This window comes from Nocardia bhagyanarayanae, assembly GCF_006716565.1.
Taxonomy (GTDB): domain Bacteria; phylum Actinomycetota; class Actinomycetes; order Mycobacteriales; family Mycobacteriaceae; genus Nocardia; species Nocardia bhagyanarayanae.
In genome coordinates this window covers 3,099,971-3,118,714 of sequence record NZ_VFPG01000001.1, presented here as the reverse complement: position 1 = coordinate 3,118,714, position 18,744 = coordinate 3,099,971, and the positions used below count along the sequence as shown (strand labels likewise).

Genomic DNA, 18,744 nt, shown 5'->3' with positions numbered 1-18,744 from the left:
GCGGGATCGGCGCCGCTCGTTGAATTGCCAGTCGATAACTACCCTTGTCGCAGCGCGGACCCGCCGAGCGTGACGCCCGACCAGTCCGGCAATTCCTCGCATCGCCGCAGCCATTCGTCCGGAATCGTCGCGCCGCGCGCGCCGAGGATGCCGCCGACGATCGCGCATGTCGTGTCCACGTCGCCGCCGGCGCTCGCGGTGGCCCAGCACGCCTCGGCGAAGTCGTCGAAGCGGGCGGCGATCCACAGGCAGAACGGCACCGTGTCGGGAGCCGAGACCTCGCGGCCGTTGCCGAGCGCTCGGGCGGCCTCGGCGGGATCGGCATCGAGCAAGTCGCGTGCCGCGGCGATGCCGTCGCCGACCGCACCCGATGGTGTGCGCGCCGCGACCGCGTCGAGCAGATCCGCGCCGCGCGATCGCGTGATGGCCGCGGCGAGCGCCACGGCGATCGCGCCCGCGACACCTTCCGGATGGGCGTGCGTGATCTCGGCCGAGGCTGCCGCCTCGTCGATCAGCCGGTCCGGATCGTCGGCGAAGTACGCGCCCAGCGGAGCGACCCGCATCGCAGCGCCGTTGCCCCAGGAGCCCTTCCCGCCGAACGCGGCGGTCGCCAGCTCGCGCCAGTCGCCGCCCTCCTGCCGGATGAGGCGCAGCATGCGGTTGGCGCTCGGACCGTAGCCGCGGTCGAAGTCGTGGTGTTCGGCGAAGGAGGCGGCGAGCGCGTCCTGGTCGACGCGACCGTGACGATCGAGGACGGCGAAGACCGAGCACGCCATCTCGGTGTCGTCGGTCCACCACCAGGGGTCCGGCGGCAATTCGCGCGCACGCAGCGCGGGCAGGTTGTCTGGGACGAAGAAGCAGCCGCCGAACGCGTCGCCGACGGTGAGCCCCCGCAGCGACGCGACGGCGCGGGAACGGCGGTCGGCGATCATTGGCGCGATTCTGCCCAGCCGCAGTGACATTCGCCAGCTATCCAGGTCGCCGCGGCGGGAACCGGTTATCTTCGGTCGGGGTCGTCGGATGTCGCCGGTCCAAGGACACCGCCCAGCACGCGCATTCGCGAGCGCCGCCGCTCGCCGAGAGTCAGGACCACCATGCCGCAGATCCGGAACCGCTGACATGTGCGCGCCGCGTATCGTCGAGCTCGCCCACGAGAACGCCGCCCGGCCCAGCCGTCGCGCGCTCTTCGCCGCCGCGGGGCTCACAGCCCTCGCCGCCGCCGCGCCACCCGCCCGCGCCGTTCCGCCGTCCGGCGGCGTCCTCGATCTGACCCACACCCTGAGCTCGCGACTGCCGACTTGGCCAGGCAACCCGCCGTTCACCACGACGCCGGTCGCCTGGCACGCCCTCGGCGGATTCGGCCAGAACGCCCTCGCCTTCTGGGAACACTCCGGCACCCACCTGGACGCGCCCGCGCATCGCGTGCCAGGCGGCGCGACCACCGACGTAGTGGAAGTGACGGATCTCGTCGCGCCACTGGTGGTCATCGACATCAGCGCGCGGGCCGAGCGCGACGCCGACGCGGCACTCACCATCGACGATATCGATCGCTGGCAGTCCGAACACGGCCGCATTCCCGAAAGGGCGTTCGTCGCAATGTATTCCGGCTGGGAACGCCACATCGGCGATGCCGCGGCGTTTCTCAATCTCGACTCCCACGGCGCGCCGCACGCGCCGGGCATCGCACCCGACGCGGCCGCGTACCTGGTGGAGCGGTGCGGGGTCGTCGGAGTCGGGGTGGACACGCTTAGCCTGGACCACGCGCTCAGCCGAGACCATGGCGCGCACAGCGCGATTCTCGGTGCAGGGCGCTACGGGGTGGAGATGCTGGCGAATCTCGGCGCGGCGCCCGCTTCGGGTGCGACGGTGGTTGTCGGAGCGCCGAAGCATTTGGGTGGGACCGGAGGACCGTGTCGGGTGATCGCGCTTACGTGAGGGGTGGTTGGAGGCCGGCGGGCAGAGCGCAGGCGTTTCGCCGAGCGTCCGAGTCCGCCGCACTCACCAGTCCGGTCGACCGATCGACAGGGCGTGCTGGAAGACGCCGCGCGGATCCCAGGACTCCTTGATACGCAACAACTTCGGGTAGTTGTCGCCGTAGTAGAAGCGGTGCCACGGCACACCGGAAGTGTTCCAGCGCGGGTCGGCCAGATCGGGGTCCGGGTAGTTGATGTAACTTCCGCCGTTGTCCGCGTTGGGAACCGGCACGCCCCCGGTGGACGCGTACACCGCACGGAACAGCTCGCGCGCCCACCGCAGATGCTGCTCGTCGGCATCCGGTAGCCGCCAAGCGGTATGAATCAGCATCTGCGCGAAAGCGTTCCGCGCCGGTATCGCCGTGGCATCGGAAGCGACGGCATTGACGGCACCGCCGAAAGGCAGGAACTCCACCTCCGTCTCGCCGAGCACAGCGAGATCCGTCAGGTACCGGTAGAAAACGCGCAGCTGATCCTCGGAGTAAGCCCGCCGCAGATAAGCCGCCTTCACCTTGACCCGCGGCGTCAGTGAACCTTTCGGGTAGTACACCTGCCGCACCGTGTCGGAATACGACAATTGGGCGACCGGCTGCACGACCGGAACAGCGTCCACCCCGTCGAGCACCGCACCGAGGAACTCGTCGAATTGCGCTCGGGCGTCGGAAGAATCGGCGTCCAACAGCACCAGCATCTGCGCGAACCCCGTGCCGACCGTCCGGAAACTCAACGGCGCGTAAAGTCCCGCGAACCGATTGCCCGGCGCGTTGTTGCGCTCGAAGAACGCCAGATAGTTCCCGAGCAGCCGCACGAACGCGGTCTCGCTCATCAACGGCAGAACCACCCGCGAATTCAGCATCGCGCCAGGCGGTTTCGGCAGCGCCGTCGCGGGGTCGGCGCCATCGGACAGCGGCGCACGCAGCAGATACCGCGTCACCACACCGAAATTGCCACCACCGCCGCCGGTGTGCGCCCACCAAAGATCCGAATCCGCGCCATCTTCGGTCGCCAGGACCACCCTGGCTTCCCCGTCCGCGCCGACGGTGACGACCTCGACCCCGTACAGATAATCCGCGACCAGCCCGAGCCGCCGCGACAGCGGCCCGTACCCACCACCGCTCACATGCCCGCCCATGCCGACGCCCAGGCAGATCCCCGCCGGAATCGTCACGCCCCAGCGCCGATGCAGCGCCTCGTACACCGCGCCGAGCTCCGCACCGGCGTCCACCGAGAACGCCCGGTGCGTCTCGTCCCAGCGCACCTCGTTCATCCGGCTCAGATCGATGATCGACCGCGTCTGCGCCGAGTCGACGAAATCCTCGAAACAGTGCCCGCCCGACCGCACCGCCAACCGCGACCCCGCCGCGACCGCCCGCCCCACCGCGACGCGCACCTGCTCGACCGAAGTCGGCACATAGATCTGCTCCGGCCGCGCCAGGAAACGCCGGTTGTACCCACGCAGCACCAACGGCAAATACTCCGGATCCCCGACCCCGACCACCCGCAACTCGGCAGCCCCCGCCACCGGCGCCCCAACCACCGCCGCGGCCCCACCAACCGCCGACGCAACCAACAACCGCCGACGCGACAGTGCCATGACGCCTTCCCCTAGCCATCAAGATCGAACGACCCCCCACGGTATCCCCCGAACGCCCGCGGGAAAAGACGACCGGCCCCTTACTTCACCCGGCTCCCGATCGACGGGAGAGAAATGGTGGTTCTCGGGGCATCCGAAACCACCATTTCTCTCCCGTCAGAACCATTTGACTACGGTCGATAGACAAATGGCGGCCACCGTCCACAGACCCGCCCTCGCAAGAACTCTGCCGCCGTCACCCGCGAACCGGATACGAAGACTGGAACCTCAACCGCCACTCAGCGCCCGACGCTACATGCCGGAATCCAAACCCCACAGTAGGACAACCGGGCTTGACACGAACCCGCTTTCCCAGGCCAAACGCTCTGCCGTCGAGTACGATTCGTGCTCACTGAACCGGATGAGTGGGAGGGGATCGGGTTGTCGCGCCTTCTTGCGCCGCCTCCTCTGGTCGACCGCGTCGATGAACTCTCGCAGCTACTAGGCCGCGTCGACCACGCCGTCCGGACCGGCGAAAGCACCGTGCTGGTGTTGCGCGGCGAAGCAGGCGTCGGCAAGACGAGCCTCTTGGCCACTCTTGCTCATCGAGCGATGACGGAGCACGCCGAAGCGGGGTTGCTGGCCGGATACGGGCAGGCGATGTTGAACTCGCTGGCCTCAGACTCTTTCCAGGCGATCCGCGAGTGTCTGCGGTCGTTGGCCTCGTCCGCGGAGCGCTCGGGCGCGCGAGGTCGATTGAACCGAATGGTGTCGTCCTTCCGCGAGCACGCGCCGGACTGGATCGAGTCGGTCCCGATTGTCGGTCAACTGCTGGCGGCGGGCGTCCGCACCGGACAGACGTACGCCGAGTCGGGTCGCGACGAAACCGAGATCGACAGCAGGCTCGACCAACTACTGCGGTTGATCGAGGATCTGCTCACCGACAGCCCGGTGCTCATGGTCCTGGACGATCTGCATTGGGCCGACACCGCCACCATCGATCTGCTCACCACGATCGCGCTGCGGGTGAAGGGTCCGTTGGTCCTCGTCCTCGCCTACCGTCCCGATCAGCTGCGTTCCCCGGATCAGACGCATCCGCTGCAGCGTGCGGTGTTCCGGTTGTGCCGGTACCTGCCGGAGACGGTCGTCATGGATCTTCCTCGACTGTCGAGTGCCGATACCGAACTGCTAATCCGCCAATCCGCGGGTGGTAGCTCCGTCGCACCGCACGTCGTTTCGAAGATCGTTCGACTGAGTGCGGGCAATCCGCTGTTCGCCGAGTCGATGGTTCGACTGGGAGACCATGCGGGCGGCTCGGCGCCGCAGCAGATCACCGCCGTGTTGGAAGAGCGGCTGTCGTACCTCGTCGACGAGGATCAGCGTCTGCTCGAAGTCGCGGCGTTGATCGGTTACAGCTTCGAAGTCGACTACCTCGCGCGGCTGGCGCGCATGGACATCGACGACGTATACGAACGACTGCATGTCCTGTTCTCCGAGCACGGCCTGGTGCGTCCGGCCGAACCGCGTGGCGACTACGACCGGTACCTGATCCACCACCCGCTGTTCGCCCAGATCCTGCGCGATCGTGGCGCCGCCAATGCCCCTCGTTGGCGGCGCCACCACACGCGTCTACTGGAAATCCTGGAGGCCGAGCAGGATTGGGACGACGAGCTACAGGTACGCGCGGCCGCCGTCGCCGTGGCCGCCCGAAATCGAACCAAAGCCGGGACGCTCGCGCTTGCGGCGGCGCGGCGGCAGTTCATCTTGGGCTCCGTCTCCAAAGCGCGCGACCTCGCCCGGATCGCGGTGGAGCAGACGCCCTCGTTCGAGGCGTCGGCGCTTCTCGCGGAATGCCTGTCAGCCGAAGGCGACCACGTCGGCGGCACCGAAGCGTGCACGGACGCACTCGCCCGCGCTGGGCACGAGACGATCGCTCCGGCGTTGGAGGCGAACGTGCGGCTGCTCTGGGCGCGCAATCTGCGCATGACGTGCGACTGGGAGCAGACGAGCCAGGCGCTCGAAGAGTTGATCGCCGATCATCCCCAGCCGGGCCCAATCCTGTCCGAGGCGCTGATGTTGCAGGCCGAGGTCGCATTGTGCGGGCCCGTGCAGAATGCGCCGCTCTGTATCGAACTATGTGACCGGGTCGCGGCGATGAGCAGCGACCCTGAGGTCCGGTCCCGTGCGTTCGGGCATAGAGGTCTGGCGCATCTGGCGGCCTACGACCCCGCCGCGGCGGATCGGTGGCTGGCCGAGGCCATCGACGCGGCTCGCGAAACAGGCCATCCCTATGCGGAATACGAGGCCTTGCACTGGCTGAGCAAAAAGACCATGGCTTGCCTGGAACTCGACCGTTCCTGGCAGTTGCTGGAGGAACTGGCCGCGATGTCGCGCACCTCCGGCGTCGCCAGCGAGAACCCGCCACATCTGCGAGATTCCAGTCGGGTACTCGGTCTCCAGCATCGGCATTCCGACGCCGCGGAAGCCTTCGCCCGCTACCTCGACGTCAGCCTGGCACCCTCATTGGGGCGGGTGGCGACCATGCTCGCCTGGCAGGTCCACGAACTCGACCAGGTCAATGGTCCGAACGCCGCCGAAATGTTTCTCGAACGGCTCCGGCACGTCTGCCACGAAGACTTCCTCGCTCCCGACCGCTGCGCTCGGCTCGGCGGACACCTCGGTGCGCTGGAGCGTCGGCCGAGAAACTGGAATCCCACCGAGTTCGCGATCACCGAACTCGGCGCGACACCCCCTGACGCACACGCGGCCGAAGCGATCTTCCGGTTCGACGTGCAGAGTCTGCCGCAACTGCGCGCCACGTTGCCCTGGGCCGGGGCGGCATCGTGAAACCAGCCGCGTACGAGGAGTTCGACCTCGCGCCCGGCCTGATCCAACTCAACCACGCCTCCTACGGTCTAGCCTCGCGTACGGTGGCCGACGCCGCCGTGAAGCACCGGCACCGCATCGAATCCGATCCCACCCGGTTTCTCGGCGCTGAACTCACCGAGCAGCTACGCGACCGAACCGCCCTGGTGTGTACGGCCTTCGGGTTGACGCCCGAACACACCACGCTGTGTTCGAACGCGACATCGGGAGCCGCGGCGATCATCGCTTCGCTCCCGCTGACCGCGGCAGACACCGTGGTCGTCCTCGACACCGAATACTCGTCCATCAACCGGGCGTGGCAACTGGCGTGCGGCAGAGCCGGTGCGCGGTACATCGAAATCGCCGTCCCGCTGCCCTTCCGAGGAACCGAAGCCCTCCTCAGCAGCTTGGAAGCTGAAGTGCCCGGGCCGGTTTCCTACCTACAGGCCAGCCTCGTCTCGTCGTCGGCGGCACTGTGGCTACCCGTCGCGGAGATCGCCCAGTGGGTCCGGGGACGCGGTGGACACGCCGTTCTCGACGCGGCACACGGACCGGGCCACATCCGCCTGACGCCCGACACGTGGGGCGCTGCAGCCATGTTCGGCACCCTGCACAAGTGGCTGCCGACCGAACGCTCCGTCGGGTTCCTCTGGCTGACAGAGCAATTCGTTCACCAGGTTCGACCGGCCGAAGTGTCGTTGACATGGGACTCCGCGGACCTCGTCGAGCGGTTCTCGTGGCCGGGCACTTTCGACCCGGTCCCCCGACTGTGCCTCGGCGACGCCATCGCACAGTGGCACCGCTGGGATGATCGAGGCCTACTCACCGAGTGCGAAAAGCTTGCCGACCATGCGACGTCCACCCTCACCGGACTCGCCGCACGACCCACGGCCGAGCGCGAATACCTTCCGCCCCGGCTACGGTCGTTCATCCTTGAAGGTGTGACGGTGGCCGAAGTCAAGACAGCGCTGAGCGAGGCCGACATCAGAACTTGGGTCGGTCCGGGGCCGAGTGGAGAGTGCCTGCTCCGCATAGCAACCCACGTATACAACGACCGCGGCGACATCGCAGCCCTCGCCGCCCGGCTCGAGGAGGTACTCCACCAATGAGCGTGCCTCCTATCCCCGAACGGCTCGAGAAGGCGATTCTCTTCCTGCGCGGCGAAGAAGACGGCCGCGCCTGGCTCGACGTCCTGCCCGGGCGGATCGCCGCCTACGCGCGACAGTGGCAGTTGCTTCCGGAGAGCATCGCGGACAGCGGCGCCATGTCCTGCTGCGTCTACTGCACCACTCCCGACGGGACCCCCGCCGTACTGAAGATTCCGGTGGACCAGGAATCCGGCTACACCGAAGCCCATCTGCTCCAACGGTGGGCTCCGGCGGATGCCGGGCCGACGATTCTCGACCGCGACGACGAAACCGGCGTCTTTCTCATGACCCGCATCTTGCCGGGCTCCATCGCCTGGCCAGAGAACGACGCCACCGACGCCGCGCACTACGGCGAACTGCTGACCCGCCTGAACCAAACACACCTGCCACCGCCGCCGAGCCTCAAAGATCTGGCGAACGTCGCGCACATGCGAATGGATTGGGCCCGTGAACGATTCGCGGACCCGCTCTACACCTCGGCGATGAACGCCTTCGGCGCGTCCACCCACCTCGCCGAAGCCGAAACCATCCTCGGCATCCTGCTGGAAACCACCACAGAACGCCACGTCCTGCACGCCGACCTACAAGCCAAGAACATCCTCGAAGGCCCCGGCCACTGGTACACGATCGACCCCCTCGGCGCGATCGGAGACATCAACGCCGAGGCCGCCCTCTGGATCGCCATCCAAACCGGCACCACCTCGATCCAACAACGCCTCGACCAGCTCGCCCTCCACCCCCTCCTCAACCCAATCCGCCTGCACGCCTGGACCTATGTCCTGGCGGTCGCCGAATACAGGCCGTACATCCCGGCTTCGGCCGACCGCATGGCCGACTTCGTGCACGCGACGGATACGGCTCGGATCGTGGAGGACCTGTCCGCTCAGCGACCGCGACAGTAGACGCCGCTCGTCACTCCGTGATTAGCGTATGTCGCAAGCAGACCCGGCCGATCCCCGGCGGGAATCCCCTGCGCCGCAAGCCCAACAATTCAGGCGGCGCACCGAACTGCAGGTTCGCCGCGCGAGCGGCTCGGTGTGGCGGGCCGGTACTTTCAATGCGCGACATGCCGGAGCACGTCGTCGCCACCCCATTCGTGTTGGGATTCTGGTTCAGGCCGGTGGGCTGCGACATCACCATCTCCCAACCCGAGCTGGCCTGTCCCCAGTAGCTCGGCGACCAGACGTTCGGCGGTGATCGACCGCTCCACGATGGGCCTCGCACTCATGGGCATCAGGAACTTACTCGAGCCGGGCCGATCTGCTCGATGCCTTCGGCGACCCAAACCGACGGCTGGGGAAGTCCTCGACGCACAGATAGCGGCTATCGCCCTAGCCCATGATGCGACTGTGGCGACCCAGAACGTGAAGGACTTCACAGGTAAGGGTGTGAAGGTGTTTGACCCGTCCACGGGCACACACCCCGGATTGATGCACTTCGAACGCGGAAGCGCCACGGCTCTTTGACGTCGAGTTCGCCGACCAAGAAGCGGGGTCCGGGGCGCAGCGGCGCAGGGTTAGGCAACCGGAGAACGAGGTCCGGGGCGCGGCGGCATTGGGTAGGCAAGCCACAGGTGGGGGTCCGGGGGCGAAGCCCGCCGGGTGGGGTGTGGGGGCTTCGCCCCCACAAAACACGCGGAACCCGCAAAAAAGGCGAGTGCTCTTCACGAGCACTCGCCTTCAAGGGTGGAGCTGCCGGGAATCGAACCCGGGTCCTCCGCCGTGTCTTCAGGACTTCTCCGTGTGCAGTTCGCTGTGTCTCTGCTCGGATCTCTCGGTCACGCGAACAAGCCGAGATGACGATCCCAGTCGCTGTTCGATGTCCCGTCCGGCCCCGCGACCGAGTCGGACGGTGAGCCCTCTAGCTGATGCCGGCACCGGGACCGAGGGCATATCCCGGGCCGACAGAGACGCTGTCGCTTAGGCAGCGAGAGCGTACTCGCGCTGATGAGAATCGGCGCTTAATTGGTTGCAACGACGCTTACGGTGGTCTCTTGCCTGCACCGACACGCTTCCCCTGAATCAACGTACGCAGTCGAAACCGTTCAGCCCCGTACGTGCCCGCACCTTGCGGGCTAGTAATGCTAACACTCGCCCATCGTCGGATCATCCCGATTATTTGTGCGTGTTACGGATCATATCGATCAGATCCGATCACGCATCGGGACAACCTCGCGCGGTAGGTGCGCCGTCGAGCGGGTGTCGATGGTTCAACGTCGACACCGCCGCGAGAGTTCCCAGACAGCGGCGAGGTTCGCACGAAGCGGACTCCCGGCGCGCTACCCGCCGAGGCGAACCACTATCCCTTCCGCTAGGCCTCCTCGCCGCGAGTCGATCGATGCCAGCCCGCGACGCCAATTGCCAACCTTGCGACCGCGACCTGTCCACCAGCTTTCGACGACCGCGACATCGACGCCGGGCGACACAGGACCCCGACGACTCTTCGCCTCAGGCCACCGGACAGCACCGCCGACAGGGTCGGCACCGAGCATCGCGCCACGGCGACCCCCGGACCACGACGGCACACCCGTCAGGTCAGTCGTCCGACTCCCCGCCATCCCCCGAACAACTCCACCGCAACCGCGAAACCACCATCTCACCGCCCTACTCCCCGGTACTGTTCCTGTTCGGCCGTACCGGATTTGGAGCGACCGGCGGCCGGAACAGGGAGCAATAATGGGCAACACCAGCAGGCGACGTAGTCGTCTGTTCCACGCCGCGGCGGTACCGATCATCGTCGGACTCGTCTTGGCCGCGGCGTGTTCGACGCCGAGTGAGACCACCGGCCCCGGCGTCACCAGCGCGCCGTGCCCGAACGCGATCGACAGGGACAAGGGCTGTATCTACCTCGGCGTTCTCTCCGATCTCGGCGGCGGACCTTTCGCCATGCTCGGCAGGGCGATGCAGGACGGGCAGACGGCGTTCTGGACCGAGGTCAACAAGGCGGGTGGGATCGGCGGCTACGAGATCGACATCTCCACCTACGCCAGGGACACCGCCTACGATCCGCATCGACATGTCGAGGAGTTCCGCGACATCGAGCCGGACGTGCTGGCACTGGCGATGAGCCTCGGCACCGCCCAGACCCTCGCCGTGCTGCCCGAGATGGACGCGGTGGACATGGTGACCTCGGCGGGCACCCTCTGGTCGGGTTGGGAGTATCGCGAAGCGGATCTGAATCTGGTCCTGCACAGCGGCTATTCGTACTGCACCGAGGCGATCATGGGCCTGGACTGGTTCGCCGAGCACCACTACCGCCCGAAGAACCTGGCCGTCATCGCGTTCCGCGGCAACTACGGCGGCGACTACGCCAACGGTGCGCTGCGCTGGGCGGCGCACAACAACGTGCTGGTCACCTCGCGCGTCGACACCGGCCCGAACACCGAGGTCGGCAACCAGGACCGTCCCGTCGCCGAGATCCTGGCCAACCCACCGGATCTCGTGCTGCTGGCGACCGGCCCCGCCGAAACCGCGGAGATCATCGGCAAACTCGTCGCGGGCGGCTTCCAGGGACGCTTCCTCGGCTCGGCGCCCACATGGAACGGCGCATTGCTCAAAACGCCCGCCGGACCCGCGCTTTCGGCGCTGTACAACTACACCACACCGGTCGAGGGCTGGGACGGACGCAGCACGGGCGCCCGCAGGGCTCGCGCCGCCGCGCCGCAGGAGCCGACGAACTGGGGTTACGGCCTCGGCTGGGCGATCTCCTACAGCATGCGGGCGCTGCTCACCAAGGCGGCGGCAGAGGGCCCGCTGAATCGGGTCGGCGTGCGGGCGGCTCAGGACGCGCTGACGGTCGATTTCGAGGGTATGGCCGCGCCGCACACCTACCACGCCGGCGCACCGGATTACGCGGCCCAGCGTGCCGCGATCGGCGCCCCGGACTCGTCCGCGCCGCTAGGCTCGCGCACGGTGGCCACCGACTACCGCGGACCGACCCTGCCGCAACTGCCCATGCACGGGCCGTGCGTCCGGCTGTGAACCGGCAGGCCACCGAGCACCGCGTTCGTTTGGATCGAAGGAAGAGAATTTTGGGACCAATCCGCCGCCGCCGCAGGCTGTTCCGCGCCGCCGCGGCCGCGATCGCCTTGGGCTTCGCACTGGCGGCCTGTTCGTCGGCATCGACCGAGACGGGACAGGGCGTCACCAGCGCGCCGTGCCCGCAGGCGGTGGACAAGAGCAAGGGCTGTATCTACCTCGGCGTGCTGTCCGACCTGGAGGCCGGGCCGTTCGCCCCGCTCGGCAAGGCACTCAACGACGGCCAGCTGGCCTTCTGGCGAGAGGTCAACAAGGCAGGCGGCATCGGCAACTACGAGGTCGACATCACGACCTACGCCAGAGACACCGCCTACGACCCCGGCCTGCACCGCCAGAAGTTCCACGAGATCGAACCGAACGTCCTCGCGCTGGCGATGAGTTTCGGTACGGCGCAGACGCTTTCGGTGCTGCCGGAGATGGACGCCGTCGATCTGCTGACCGGCGCGGGCACCCTGTGGTCGGGCTGGCAGTATCGCGAGACCGATCGAAACCTGGTGCTGGACACCGGGTATTCGTACTGCACCGAGGCGATCATGGGCCTGGACTGGTTCGCCCAGTTCCAGTCCAGGCCACGCACGATCGCGGTCGTCGCCTTCCGTGGCAATTACGGCGGCGACTACGCCAACGGCGCGCTGCGCTGGGCTTCGGAGAACAACGCGATCGTCAACGCGCGCATCGACACCGGCCCGAACTCCGAGGTCGGCAACCAGGACGGACCGGTCGCCGAGATCCTGGCCAACCCGCCGGACGTGGTGCTGCTCGCCACCGGTCCCGCCGAAACCGCCGAGATCATCGGCAAACTCGTCGCGGGCGGCTACGACGGCCGTTTCCTCGGTTCCACCCCGACCTGGAACGGCGCGCTGCTGAAGACGCCCGCCGCGGCGGCGATCACCTCGCTGTACAACTACACCTCGCCCTACGACGGCTGGGACGGCCGCAGCGTCGGCGCTCAGCATGCCCGCGCCGCGGCCCTACAGCCGCCGACCAACTGGGGCTACAACCTCGGCTGGGCGGTCTCCTACCCGATGAAGGCGGTGCTCAGCAGGGCCGAAGCGGCGGGCGACCTGACCCGCGCGGGTGTGCGCGGCGCGTTGGAGGGACTGTCGGTGGACTCGGAGGGGATGGCGGCCGTGCACAACTACGGATCGGGTGAACCGGACCTGACCAAACAGCAGGCGGTCATCGGTGTGCCCGACGCGAACGCGCCGATGGGGTCGCGCACGCTGGTGCCCGACTTCCGCGGGCCGACGCTGCAACGCGTGACGCTGCACGGACCGTGCGCGCGGTTGTGACGTGAAACCGAAGAACCCCTGGCGCGATCCTTTCGATCACGCCAGGGGTTCTTCGTACAGGCCTCAGCGCATGCCTTTGACCCGGCGCCCGAGCTCGCGGGTGACCTCACGCTCGGCAGTCCGGCGCGCCAGATCCTGGCGCTTGTCGTAGTCCTGCTTACCTCGGGCCAGTGCGAGCTCGACCTTGACCTTGCCGTCGGAGAAGTACATCGACAACGGCACCAGCGTCTGGTTGCCCTCGCGCGACTTGCCGACCAGGCGCTCGATCTCGCGCTTGTGCAGCAGCAGCTTGCGCACGCGGCGCGGCGCGTGGTTGGTCCAGGTGCCGTGGCTGAACTCCGGAATGTGCAGCCCGCGCAGCCACACCTCGCCGTTGTCGACCGTCGCGAAGGCGTCCACCAGCGAGGCCTTGCCCTCCCGCAGGCTCTTGACCTCGGTACCGACCAGCGCGATCCCCGCCTCGTAGACGTCGAGGATCGTGTAGTTGTGCCGCGCCCGGCGGTTGGTCGCGATGACCTTGCGCCCCTTTTCCTTCATAACGGTCAACTCTAAGTGACGCGGCAACCGTTTTATTCCGCGCTCCGCCCAGTGCCGGGCCGGACCGTCAGCCGCCGGGTCGCAGCGCGATGTAGACCACGAGGACCGCGACGAACGCGGCGAGCATGAGCAGGGTGGACAGGCGCGGGCGGCCGAGGTGGACGGGACTGCGCCGACGACCGAGCCACACGGACTCCACCGCGTCGTCCATCGGGCCGTGCGGCGCTAGGGCGGGGGTGTCGGGCGGCGGCGATCCGCCGGACATTTCGGAACCACCTTCGGGCGGGCCATCACCGGGTGCCATGCCTGCACGGTAACCGCCGCGGCGGGAAGTTACCGGCGCAACCCGGTGGGGTGTTGCGATTCGGTGATGTGCGTCCGGCCGCTCCTCGCGTGGTATCGCCCCGCTCGGCTCTCGATCGAGAGCGCCCGTCAGGCCAGCCGACGGCCGAACACCTCGGTGCCCGCACCTGTCGCCGGATCCACGGCGACGACCCGGAGATCGACCGCGCTGGGAGTCAGGTCCATGACCATGAAGCCCAGCTGGTGGTAGCTCTCGTACAGCGCGGGCGTCCCGGCGCCGACCCGGGGCTCGGCGCCGACGGTTTTCGCGGCCGCGCCCGACACCAGCTGGCGGGTGCCCTTGGCCGCCGCGGTGGGTTCGAGCACCTGAAGCGAGTGATCGTGGCCGGAGAGGATGAAATGGCACTTGCCAACCACGTGGTCCTCGAAGAACCGCTTCACGTGCACGCCGTTGAGGGGTTCGATGGACAGGCCCTCGTAGTTGCCCGCGTCGCCGTGCGGGCCGTTGTTCAGGTACGGGTGGTGCGTGCACACGATCTTCCAGCGCGCGGGCGATTCGGCGATCGCCCGGTCCAGCCAGGCGCGCTGCGCGTTCATGAACTCGCCGTCGACCGCCCAGTAGGGCGCGAACAGGGGCGGCAGGTAGGCGGCCAGCGGGTTGAGGTCGAGCACGAACAACTCGACCACCGGCCGCTCTTCGGGCACCCGGACGGAGTAGTAGCGGCTCGGCATCCACCAGCGCGGCGAGTTGGCGTGGTATTCGACCTCGTGGTTGCCGCGCAGCAGCCAGCCACCGTCGCCGCCGATGACCGAGCTCGTGTCGTGGTTGCCGAGCACCATCGCCCACGGGAAATCCAGCCCGGCGTTCGGGTGTTCGAACTTGCTCGCGAACTGCTCGTCGTCGCCGCTCTTCGGACCGCTCTCATAGATGTTGTCGCCGAGGCCGACCGCGAGCGAGAACGGTTCGCGGGCGTGGAAGGCCCGCGCGGCGTCCGCGACCGCCCACTGCGTGCGCGTGCCGGTGCCCGCGTCGCCGGTGACGAGCACGCGCACGGCGCGCTCGGCCGGGAGCGCGAACTTGGTGACGCCCGCCGCCACTGGAACCGCTTGGGCGGGCGTCAACCCCACCAGTGACGCTCCGGCCGCGACCGCGGCAGCACCCGCCAGCAGTTCCCGACGACCGATTCCCTGCCCACCACTCATACCGACCTCCGCGCGACTCCGCTATCCCGATCATCCTGGCGCACCGTGACGGGCCCGTCGATTTGAGGGGTCGACATTTCACAGTGCGTCCACCGGGATGTGCGGTTCATGCTCCGGGATGTGCGGATCCGGTTACTCGGCGGCGAGCACCTCGAGCACCTGCTCGCCGTACTTGGCGAGCTTGTTCTCACCGATGCCGCCGATCGCACCCAGCTGCGCCAGACTCTCGGGCTTGCGGGTGGCGATCTCGCGCAAGGTCGCGTCGTGGAAGACGACGTAGGCGGGCACGCCCTGCTCCTTGGCGGTGGCGCCGCGCCATTCGCGCAGCTTTTCGAACAGCGGCACATCGGAGGCGGCGAGATCGGCCGCCGCGGCCGCCTTTGCCGGCTTCGCGGACCGCGCCGGTTTGACGACCCGCTCCGGCTCGCGCCGCAACCGCACCTGACGACCGTCGAACAGCACCTCTTGGCTGGCCTCGGTCAGTGTCAGCACGCCGTAGTCGCCGTGCACCGCGAGCAACCCCTGTGCGAGCAGCTGCCGGATGACGCCCCGCCATTCGGTATCCCGCAGGTCGGTGCCGATGCCGAAGACCGTGAGCTCGTGGTGGTCGTACTGGAGCACCTTGGGGTTCTTCTTGCCGAGCAGGATGTCGACGAGATGACCCGCGCCGAAGCTCTGCCCGCGCTCACGCTTCAGGCGCAGGACCGTGGACAGCAGCTTCTGCGCGGCCACCGTGCCGTCCCAGGCTTCGGGCGGGGTGAGGCAGGTGTCGCAGTTGCCGCACGGCTGACCGCTCTGCCCGAAGTAGGCGAGCAGTTGCGTGCGACGGCAGGCCACGGTCTCGCACAGGGCCAGCATGGCGTCCAGATGTAATTGCAGCTGGCGGCGGTGCGCGGCGTCGCCCTCGGAGGAGTCGATCAGCCTGCGCTGCTGCACCACGTCGTTGAGTCCGTAGACCATCCACGCGGTCGACGGTTGACCGTCGCGTCCGGCGCGACCGGTCTCCTGGTAGTAGCCCTCGACCGACTTCGGCAGATCGAGATGGGCGACGAAGCGCACATCGGGTTTGTCGATGCCCATGCCGAAGGCGATGGTGGCGACCACGACCAGCCCGTCCTCGCGCAGGAACCGCGCCTGGTTCACCGCGCGGGTGCGGTTGTCCAGTCCCGCGTGATACGGCACCGCGCCGATGCCGTTCTCGTTGAGGAAGGCCGCCGTCTTCTCCACCGAATTGCGCGACAGGCAGTAGACGATGCCCGCGTCCCCGGCGTGCTCGGCGCGGATGAACTCCAGCAGTTGCCGCTCCGGCCGGTTCTTCGGCTCGATCCGATACTGGATGTTGGGCCGGTCGAAACTGGCGACGAACCGCCGCGCCCCGCCCAGATCCAGCCGCTCGATGATCTCGTCGCGGGTCTTCTCGGTCGCTGTCGCGGTCAGCGCGATGCGCGGAACGTCGGGCCAGCGCTCGTGCAGCATCGACAGGCCCAGGTAGTCGGGCCGGAAGTCGTGGCCCCACTGCGACACGCAGTGCGCCTCGTCGATGGCGAACAGCGCGACCTTGCCGCGATCGAGCAACTGCGCGGTCGACTCCAGTCGCAGGCGCTCGGGCGCCAGATACAGCAGGTCGAGTTCGCCCGCGAGGAACTGCGCCTCCACCGTCCGCCGCTCGTCGGGGAACTGCGTCGAGTTGAGGAAGCCCGCGCGCACACCGAGCGCGCTGAGCGCGTCCACCTGGTCCTGCATCAGCGCGATGAGCGGCGAGACCACCACGCCGACGCCGGGCCGCACCAACGCGGGCACCTGGTAGCACAGCGACTTGCCGCCACCGGTCGGCATCAGCACCAACGCGTCCCCGCCCGCGATCACGTGCTCGACGATCTCGGCTTGGTCGCCGCGGAAACTGTCGTACCCGAAGACCCGGCTCAGCACCTCCCGTGACCGTAGAACCTCTTGCACCGCAGCGCTTTCGGCGCTCGCGGGAGCGCCGGGACCGGTCACGTCGACGGGGAGGGCTTCGGGTGGATTCACGCCGCCCATCCTACGAGCGACCCCCGACCATCGCGCCGCCGCTGCACGGTGAATCCCGCCGTGAGCGCCGAGTTCTCCACATGGGGATGAACCGAATTCGCCGGGGCGCGGCGGCCCGCTCGCGCACACCGCCCGCCCGCCGGACCTCGTCTTATTCGCGCACGTAGTACCGCAGCGTGGCATAGGCCGCCACGGCCGCGACCAGGATGCCGACGGGCAGAATCGTCAGCGCAACCGTGGCGATGTCGTCCCCGGTGATCCGCGGGAACACATTGCTGTCGAACAGCGGCCCGAGCGCCCGATCGATGACCAGCGGCCGGGCGATGAGCAGCCCGACGATCGCCAGCACCGAGCCCGCGACGGCCGCGACCACTGCCTCGAGCAGGAACGGCAACTGGGTGTACCAGCGCGTCGCGCCGACCAACCGCATGATCCCGACCTCGGTGCGCCTGGTGAACGCCGCGATCTGCATCATGTTCGCGATCAGCAGCAGCGCGGCGAGCGCCATCACCACTGCGAGGCCGAAGGCCGCGTTGCGCAGGCCGTCGAACAGCCGCAGCAGCCGGTCCACGAACTCGCGGTCGTTGGCGACGGTGCGCACACCTTCGCGGGCGTGATAGCTGTCGTAGATCCGTTCGTACTGGTCGCCGTCGGTCATCTTGACCCGCATCGAGGCGGGCAGCGGCGTCTCCGAGATGTACTGCACCATCTCCGGCTGATCGGCGAAGAGTTTCTTCGCCTCCTCCAGCGCGGCCGCGCGATTGAGGTACTGCACGCTGACCACGCCCGAGGTGTTCTTCATGTCGGTCAGCAGCGAGCGGCACGGATCGGTGGCGCAGTCCGGGTCGTTCGCGGAGATGTTCTCGTCGAGGTAGAAGCGCACCTCGAGGCGGCCGGTGAAGTACTGCTCGGTCTTGTCGGCCATCCGCACCGAGAGCAGACCGCCGCCGAGCATGGCCAGCGACACCGCGGTGGTCAGGATCATCGCGACGGTCATCGTCACATTCCGGCGCAGACCGGTGACGACCTCGCTGAACAGGAAACTCGCGCGCATTATCGATCCACTCCGTACACGCCGATCGCGTCGTCGCGCACCAAGCGGCCGCGGTCGAGCTCGACCACCCGCCTGCGCATCGAGTCGACGATGTGGTTGTCGTGGGTGGCCATGACCACCGTGGTCCCGGTGCGGTTGATGCGCTCGAGCAGCATCATGATGTCGCCGCTGGTGTCGGGGTCCAGATTGCCGGTCGGCTCGTCGGCGAGCAGCACAAGCGGCCGGTTCACGAACGCGCGCGCGATGGCGACCCGCTGCTGCTCACCGCCGGACAGCTCACTGGGCAGCCGGTCGCCCTTGCCGCCGAGACCGACCATGTCGAGCACCTCGGGCACCGTGCGGTCGATGATCTGGCGGCGCTTGCCGATCACCTCCAGGGCGAACGCGACGTTCTCCTGGACCGTCTTCTGCTGCAACAGCCGGAAGTCCTGGAACACGCAGCCGATGCGCTGGCGCAGCTTCGGCACTTTGCGTCCGGGCAGCCGATCGACTCGGAAGTCCGCGACGCGGATCTCCCCCGCGCTCGGCGATTCCTCCTTGAGGAGCAGGCGCATGAAGGTCGACTTGCCTGAACCGGACGGTCCGATGATGAAGACGAACTCGCCCTTGCTCACATCGACCGTGATGTTGTCCAGCGCGGGTCGCGTCGACGTCTTGTACGACTTGGTGACGTTCCGCATGGTGATCACGGGGAGCCAGTGTAACCAGCTAAACCCGCGCATCCACCCCGG

14 protein-coding genes and 1 other RNA gene are annotated in these 18,744 nt (G+C 67.9%); 6 read left to right on the top strand and 9 right to left on the bottom strand.

From position 1 onward, the window contains the following. Positions 1-38 precede the first annotated feature (38 nt). Entirely contained in the window at positions 39-932 is an 894-nt protein-coding gene (locus tag FB390_RS13285) for an ADP-ribosylglycohydrolase family protein (RefSeq protein WP_141809231.1), read from the bottom strand. 187 nt (positions 933-1,119) lie between these two features. Between FB390_RS13285 and FB390_RS13280 the strand changes: the two genes are divergently transcribed. After that, positions 1,120-1,935: a cyclase family protein gene (locus FB390_RS13280; RefSeq protein ID WP_141809230.1), complete on the top strand. Its 816-nt coding sequence runs from the start codon at positions 1,120-1,122 to the stop codon at positions 1,933-1,935. 63 nt (positions 1,936-1,998) lie between these two features. Here the strand turns inward: FB390_RS13280 and FB390_RS13275 are convergent, their stop codons facing one another. Continuing rightward, positions 1,999-3,567, bottom strand: a complete 1,569-nt coding sequence (locus FB390_RS13275) for an FAD-binding oxidoreductase (protein ID WP_141809229.1) — start codon at positions 3,565-3,567, stop codon at positions 1,999-2,001. 384 nt (positions 3,568-3,951) lie between these two features. On the opposite strand from FB390_RS13275, the gene FB390_RS13270 reads away from it, so the two are divergent. From FB390_RS13270 to FB390_RS13260, 3 genes are read left to right on the top strand one after another with little or no spacing between them, the layout of a single operon-like run. Further along, on the top strand, positions 3,952-6,393 hold the full coding sequence (locus FB390_RS13270; RefSeq protein ID WP_141809228.1) for an ATP-binding protein: 2,442 nt from the start codon (positions 3,952-3,954) through the stop codon (positions 6,391-6,393). Continuing rightward, on the top strand, positions 6,390-7,520 hold the full coding sequence (locus FB390_RS13265) for an aminotransferase class V-fold PLP-dependent enzyme (RefSeq protein ID WP_185757025.1): 1,131 nt from the start codon (positions 6,390-6,392) through the stop codon (positions 7,518-7,520). The genes FB390_RS13270 and FB390_RS13265 overlap by 4 nt, the downstream gene beginning before the upstream one ends. After that, positions 7,517-8,461, top strand: a complete 945-nt coding sequence (locus FB390_RS13260) for an aminoglycoside phosphotransferase family protein (protein ID WP_141809226.1) — start codon at positions 7,517-7,519, stop codon at positions 8,459-8,461. Before FB390_RS13265 ends, FB390_RS13260 begins: the two co-directional genes overlap by 4 nt. A gap of 781 nt (positions 8,462-9,242) precedes the next feature. Here the strand turns inward: FB390_RS13260 and ssrA are convergent. Beyond that, positions 9,243-9,611, bottom strand: a transfer-messenger RNA (tmRNA) gene (gene ssrA / locus FB390_RS13250). Positions 9,612-10,234: 623 nt separating this feature from the next. Here ssrA and FB390_RS13245 point away from each other — a divergent pair. Continuing rightward, positions 10,235-11,539: an ABC transporter substrate-binding protein gene (locus FB390_RS13245; RefSeq protein ID WP_141809225.1), complete on the top strand. Its 1,305-nt coding sequence runs from the start codon at positions 10,235-10,237 to the stop codon at positions 11,537-11,539. Between the two features lie 50 nt (positions 11,540-11,589). Next, positions 11,590-12,888 (top strand): ABC transporter substrate-binding protein, encoded by a 1,299-nt coding sequence (locus FB390_RS13240; protein ID WP_141809224.1) that lies wholly within the window; start codon positions 11,590-11,592, stop codon positions 12,886-12,888. Between the two features lie 63 nt (positions 12,889-12,951). On the opposite strand, the gene smpB is transcribed toward FB390_RS13240, so the two are convergent. From smpB to ftsE, 6 genes are all read right to left on the bottom strand, one after another. Beyond that, positions 12,952-13,425 carry an SsrA-binding protein SmpB gene (gene smpB / locus FB390_RS13235; RefSeq protein ID WP_043729939.1) on the bottom strand — a complete coding sequence of 158 codons (474 nt, stop codon included), beginning with the start codon at positions 13,423-13,425 and terminating at the stop codon, positions 12,952-12,954. A gap of 67 nt (positions 13,426-13,492) precedes the next feature. Next, entirely contained in the window at positions 13,493-13,729 is a 237-nt protein-coding gene (locus tag FB390_RS13230; protein WP_141809223.1) for a WLR motif membrane protein, read from the bottom strand. A 128-nt stretch (positions 13,730-13,857) separates the two neighbouring features. Further along, on the bottom strand, positions 13,858-14,931 hold the full coding sequence (locus FB390_RS13225) for a metallophosphoesterase (protein WP_141809222.1): 1,074 nt from the start codon (positions 14,929-14,931) through the stop codon (positions 13,858-13,860). Positions 14,932-15,063: 132 nt separating this feature from the next. Continuing rightward, complete coding sequence (gene recQ, locus FB390_RS13220; RefSeq protein WP_141811737.1) at positions 15,064-16,887, bottom strand: DNA helicase RecQ; 1,824 nt, start codon at positions 16,885-16,887, stop codon at positions 15,064-15,066. A 223-nt stretch (positions 16,888-17,110) separates the two neighbouring features. Further along, entirely contained in the window at positions 17,111-18,013 is a 903-nt protein-coding gene (gene ftsX / locus FB390_RS13215) for a permease-like cell division protein FtsX (RefSeq protein WP_141809221.1), read from the bottom strand. Then, positions 18,013-18,702 (bottom strand): cell division ATP-binding protein FtsE, encoded by a 690-nt coding sequence (ftsE, locus tag FB390_RS13210; RefSeq protein WP_141809220.1) that lies wholly within the window; start codon positions 18,700-18,702, stop codon positions 18,013-18,015. Before ftsE ends, ftsX begins: the two co-directional genes overlap by 1 nt. Between the last annotated feature and the right edge of the window lie 42 nt (positions 18,703-18,744).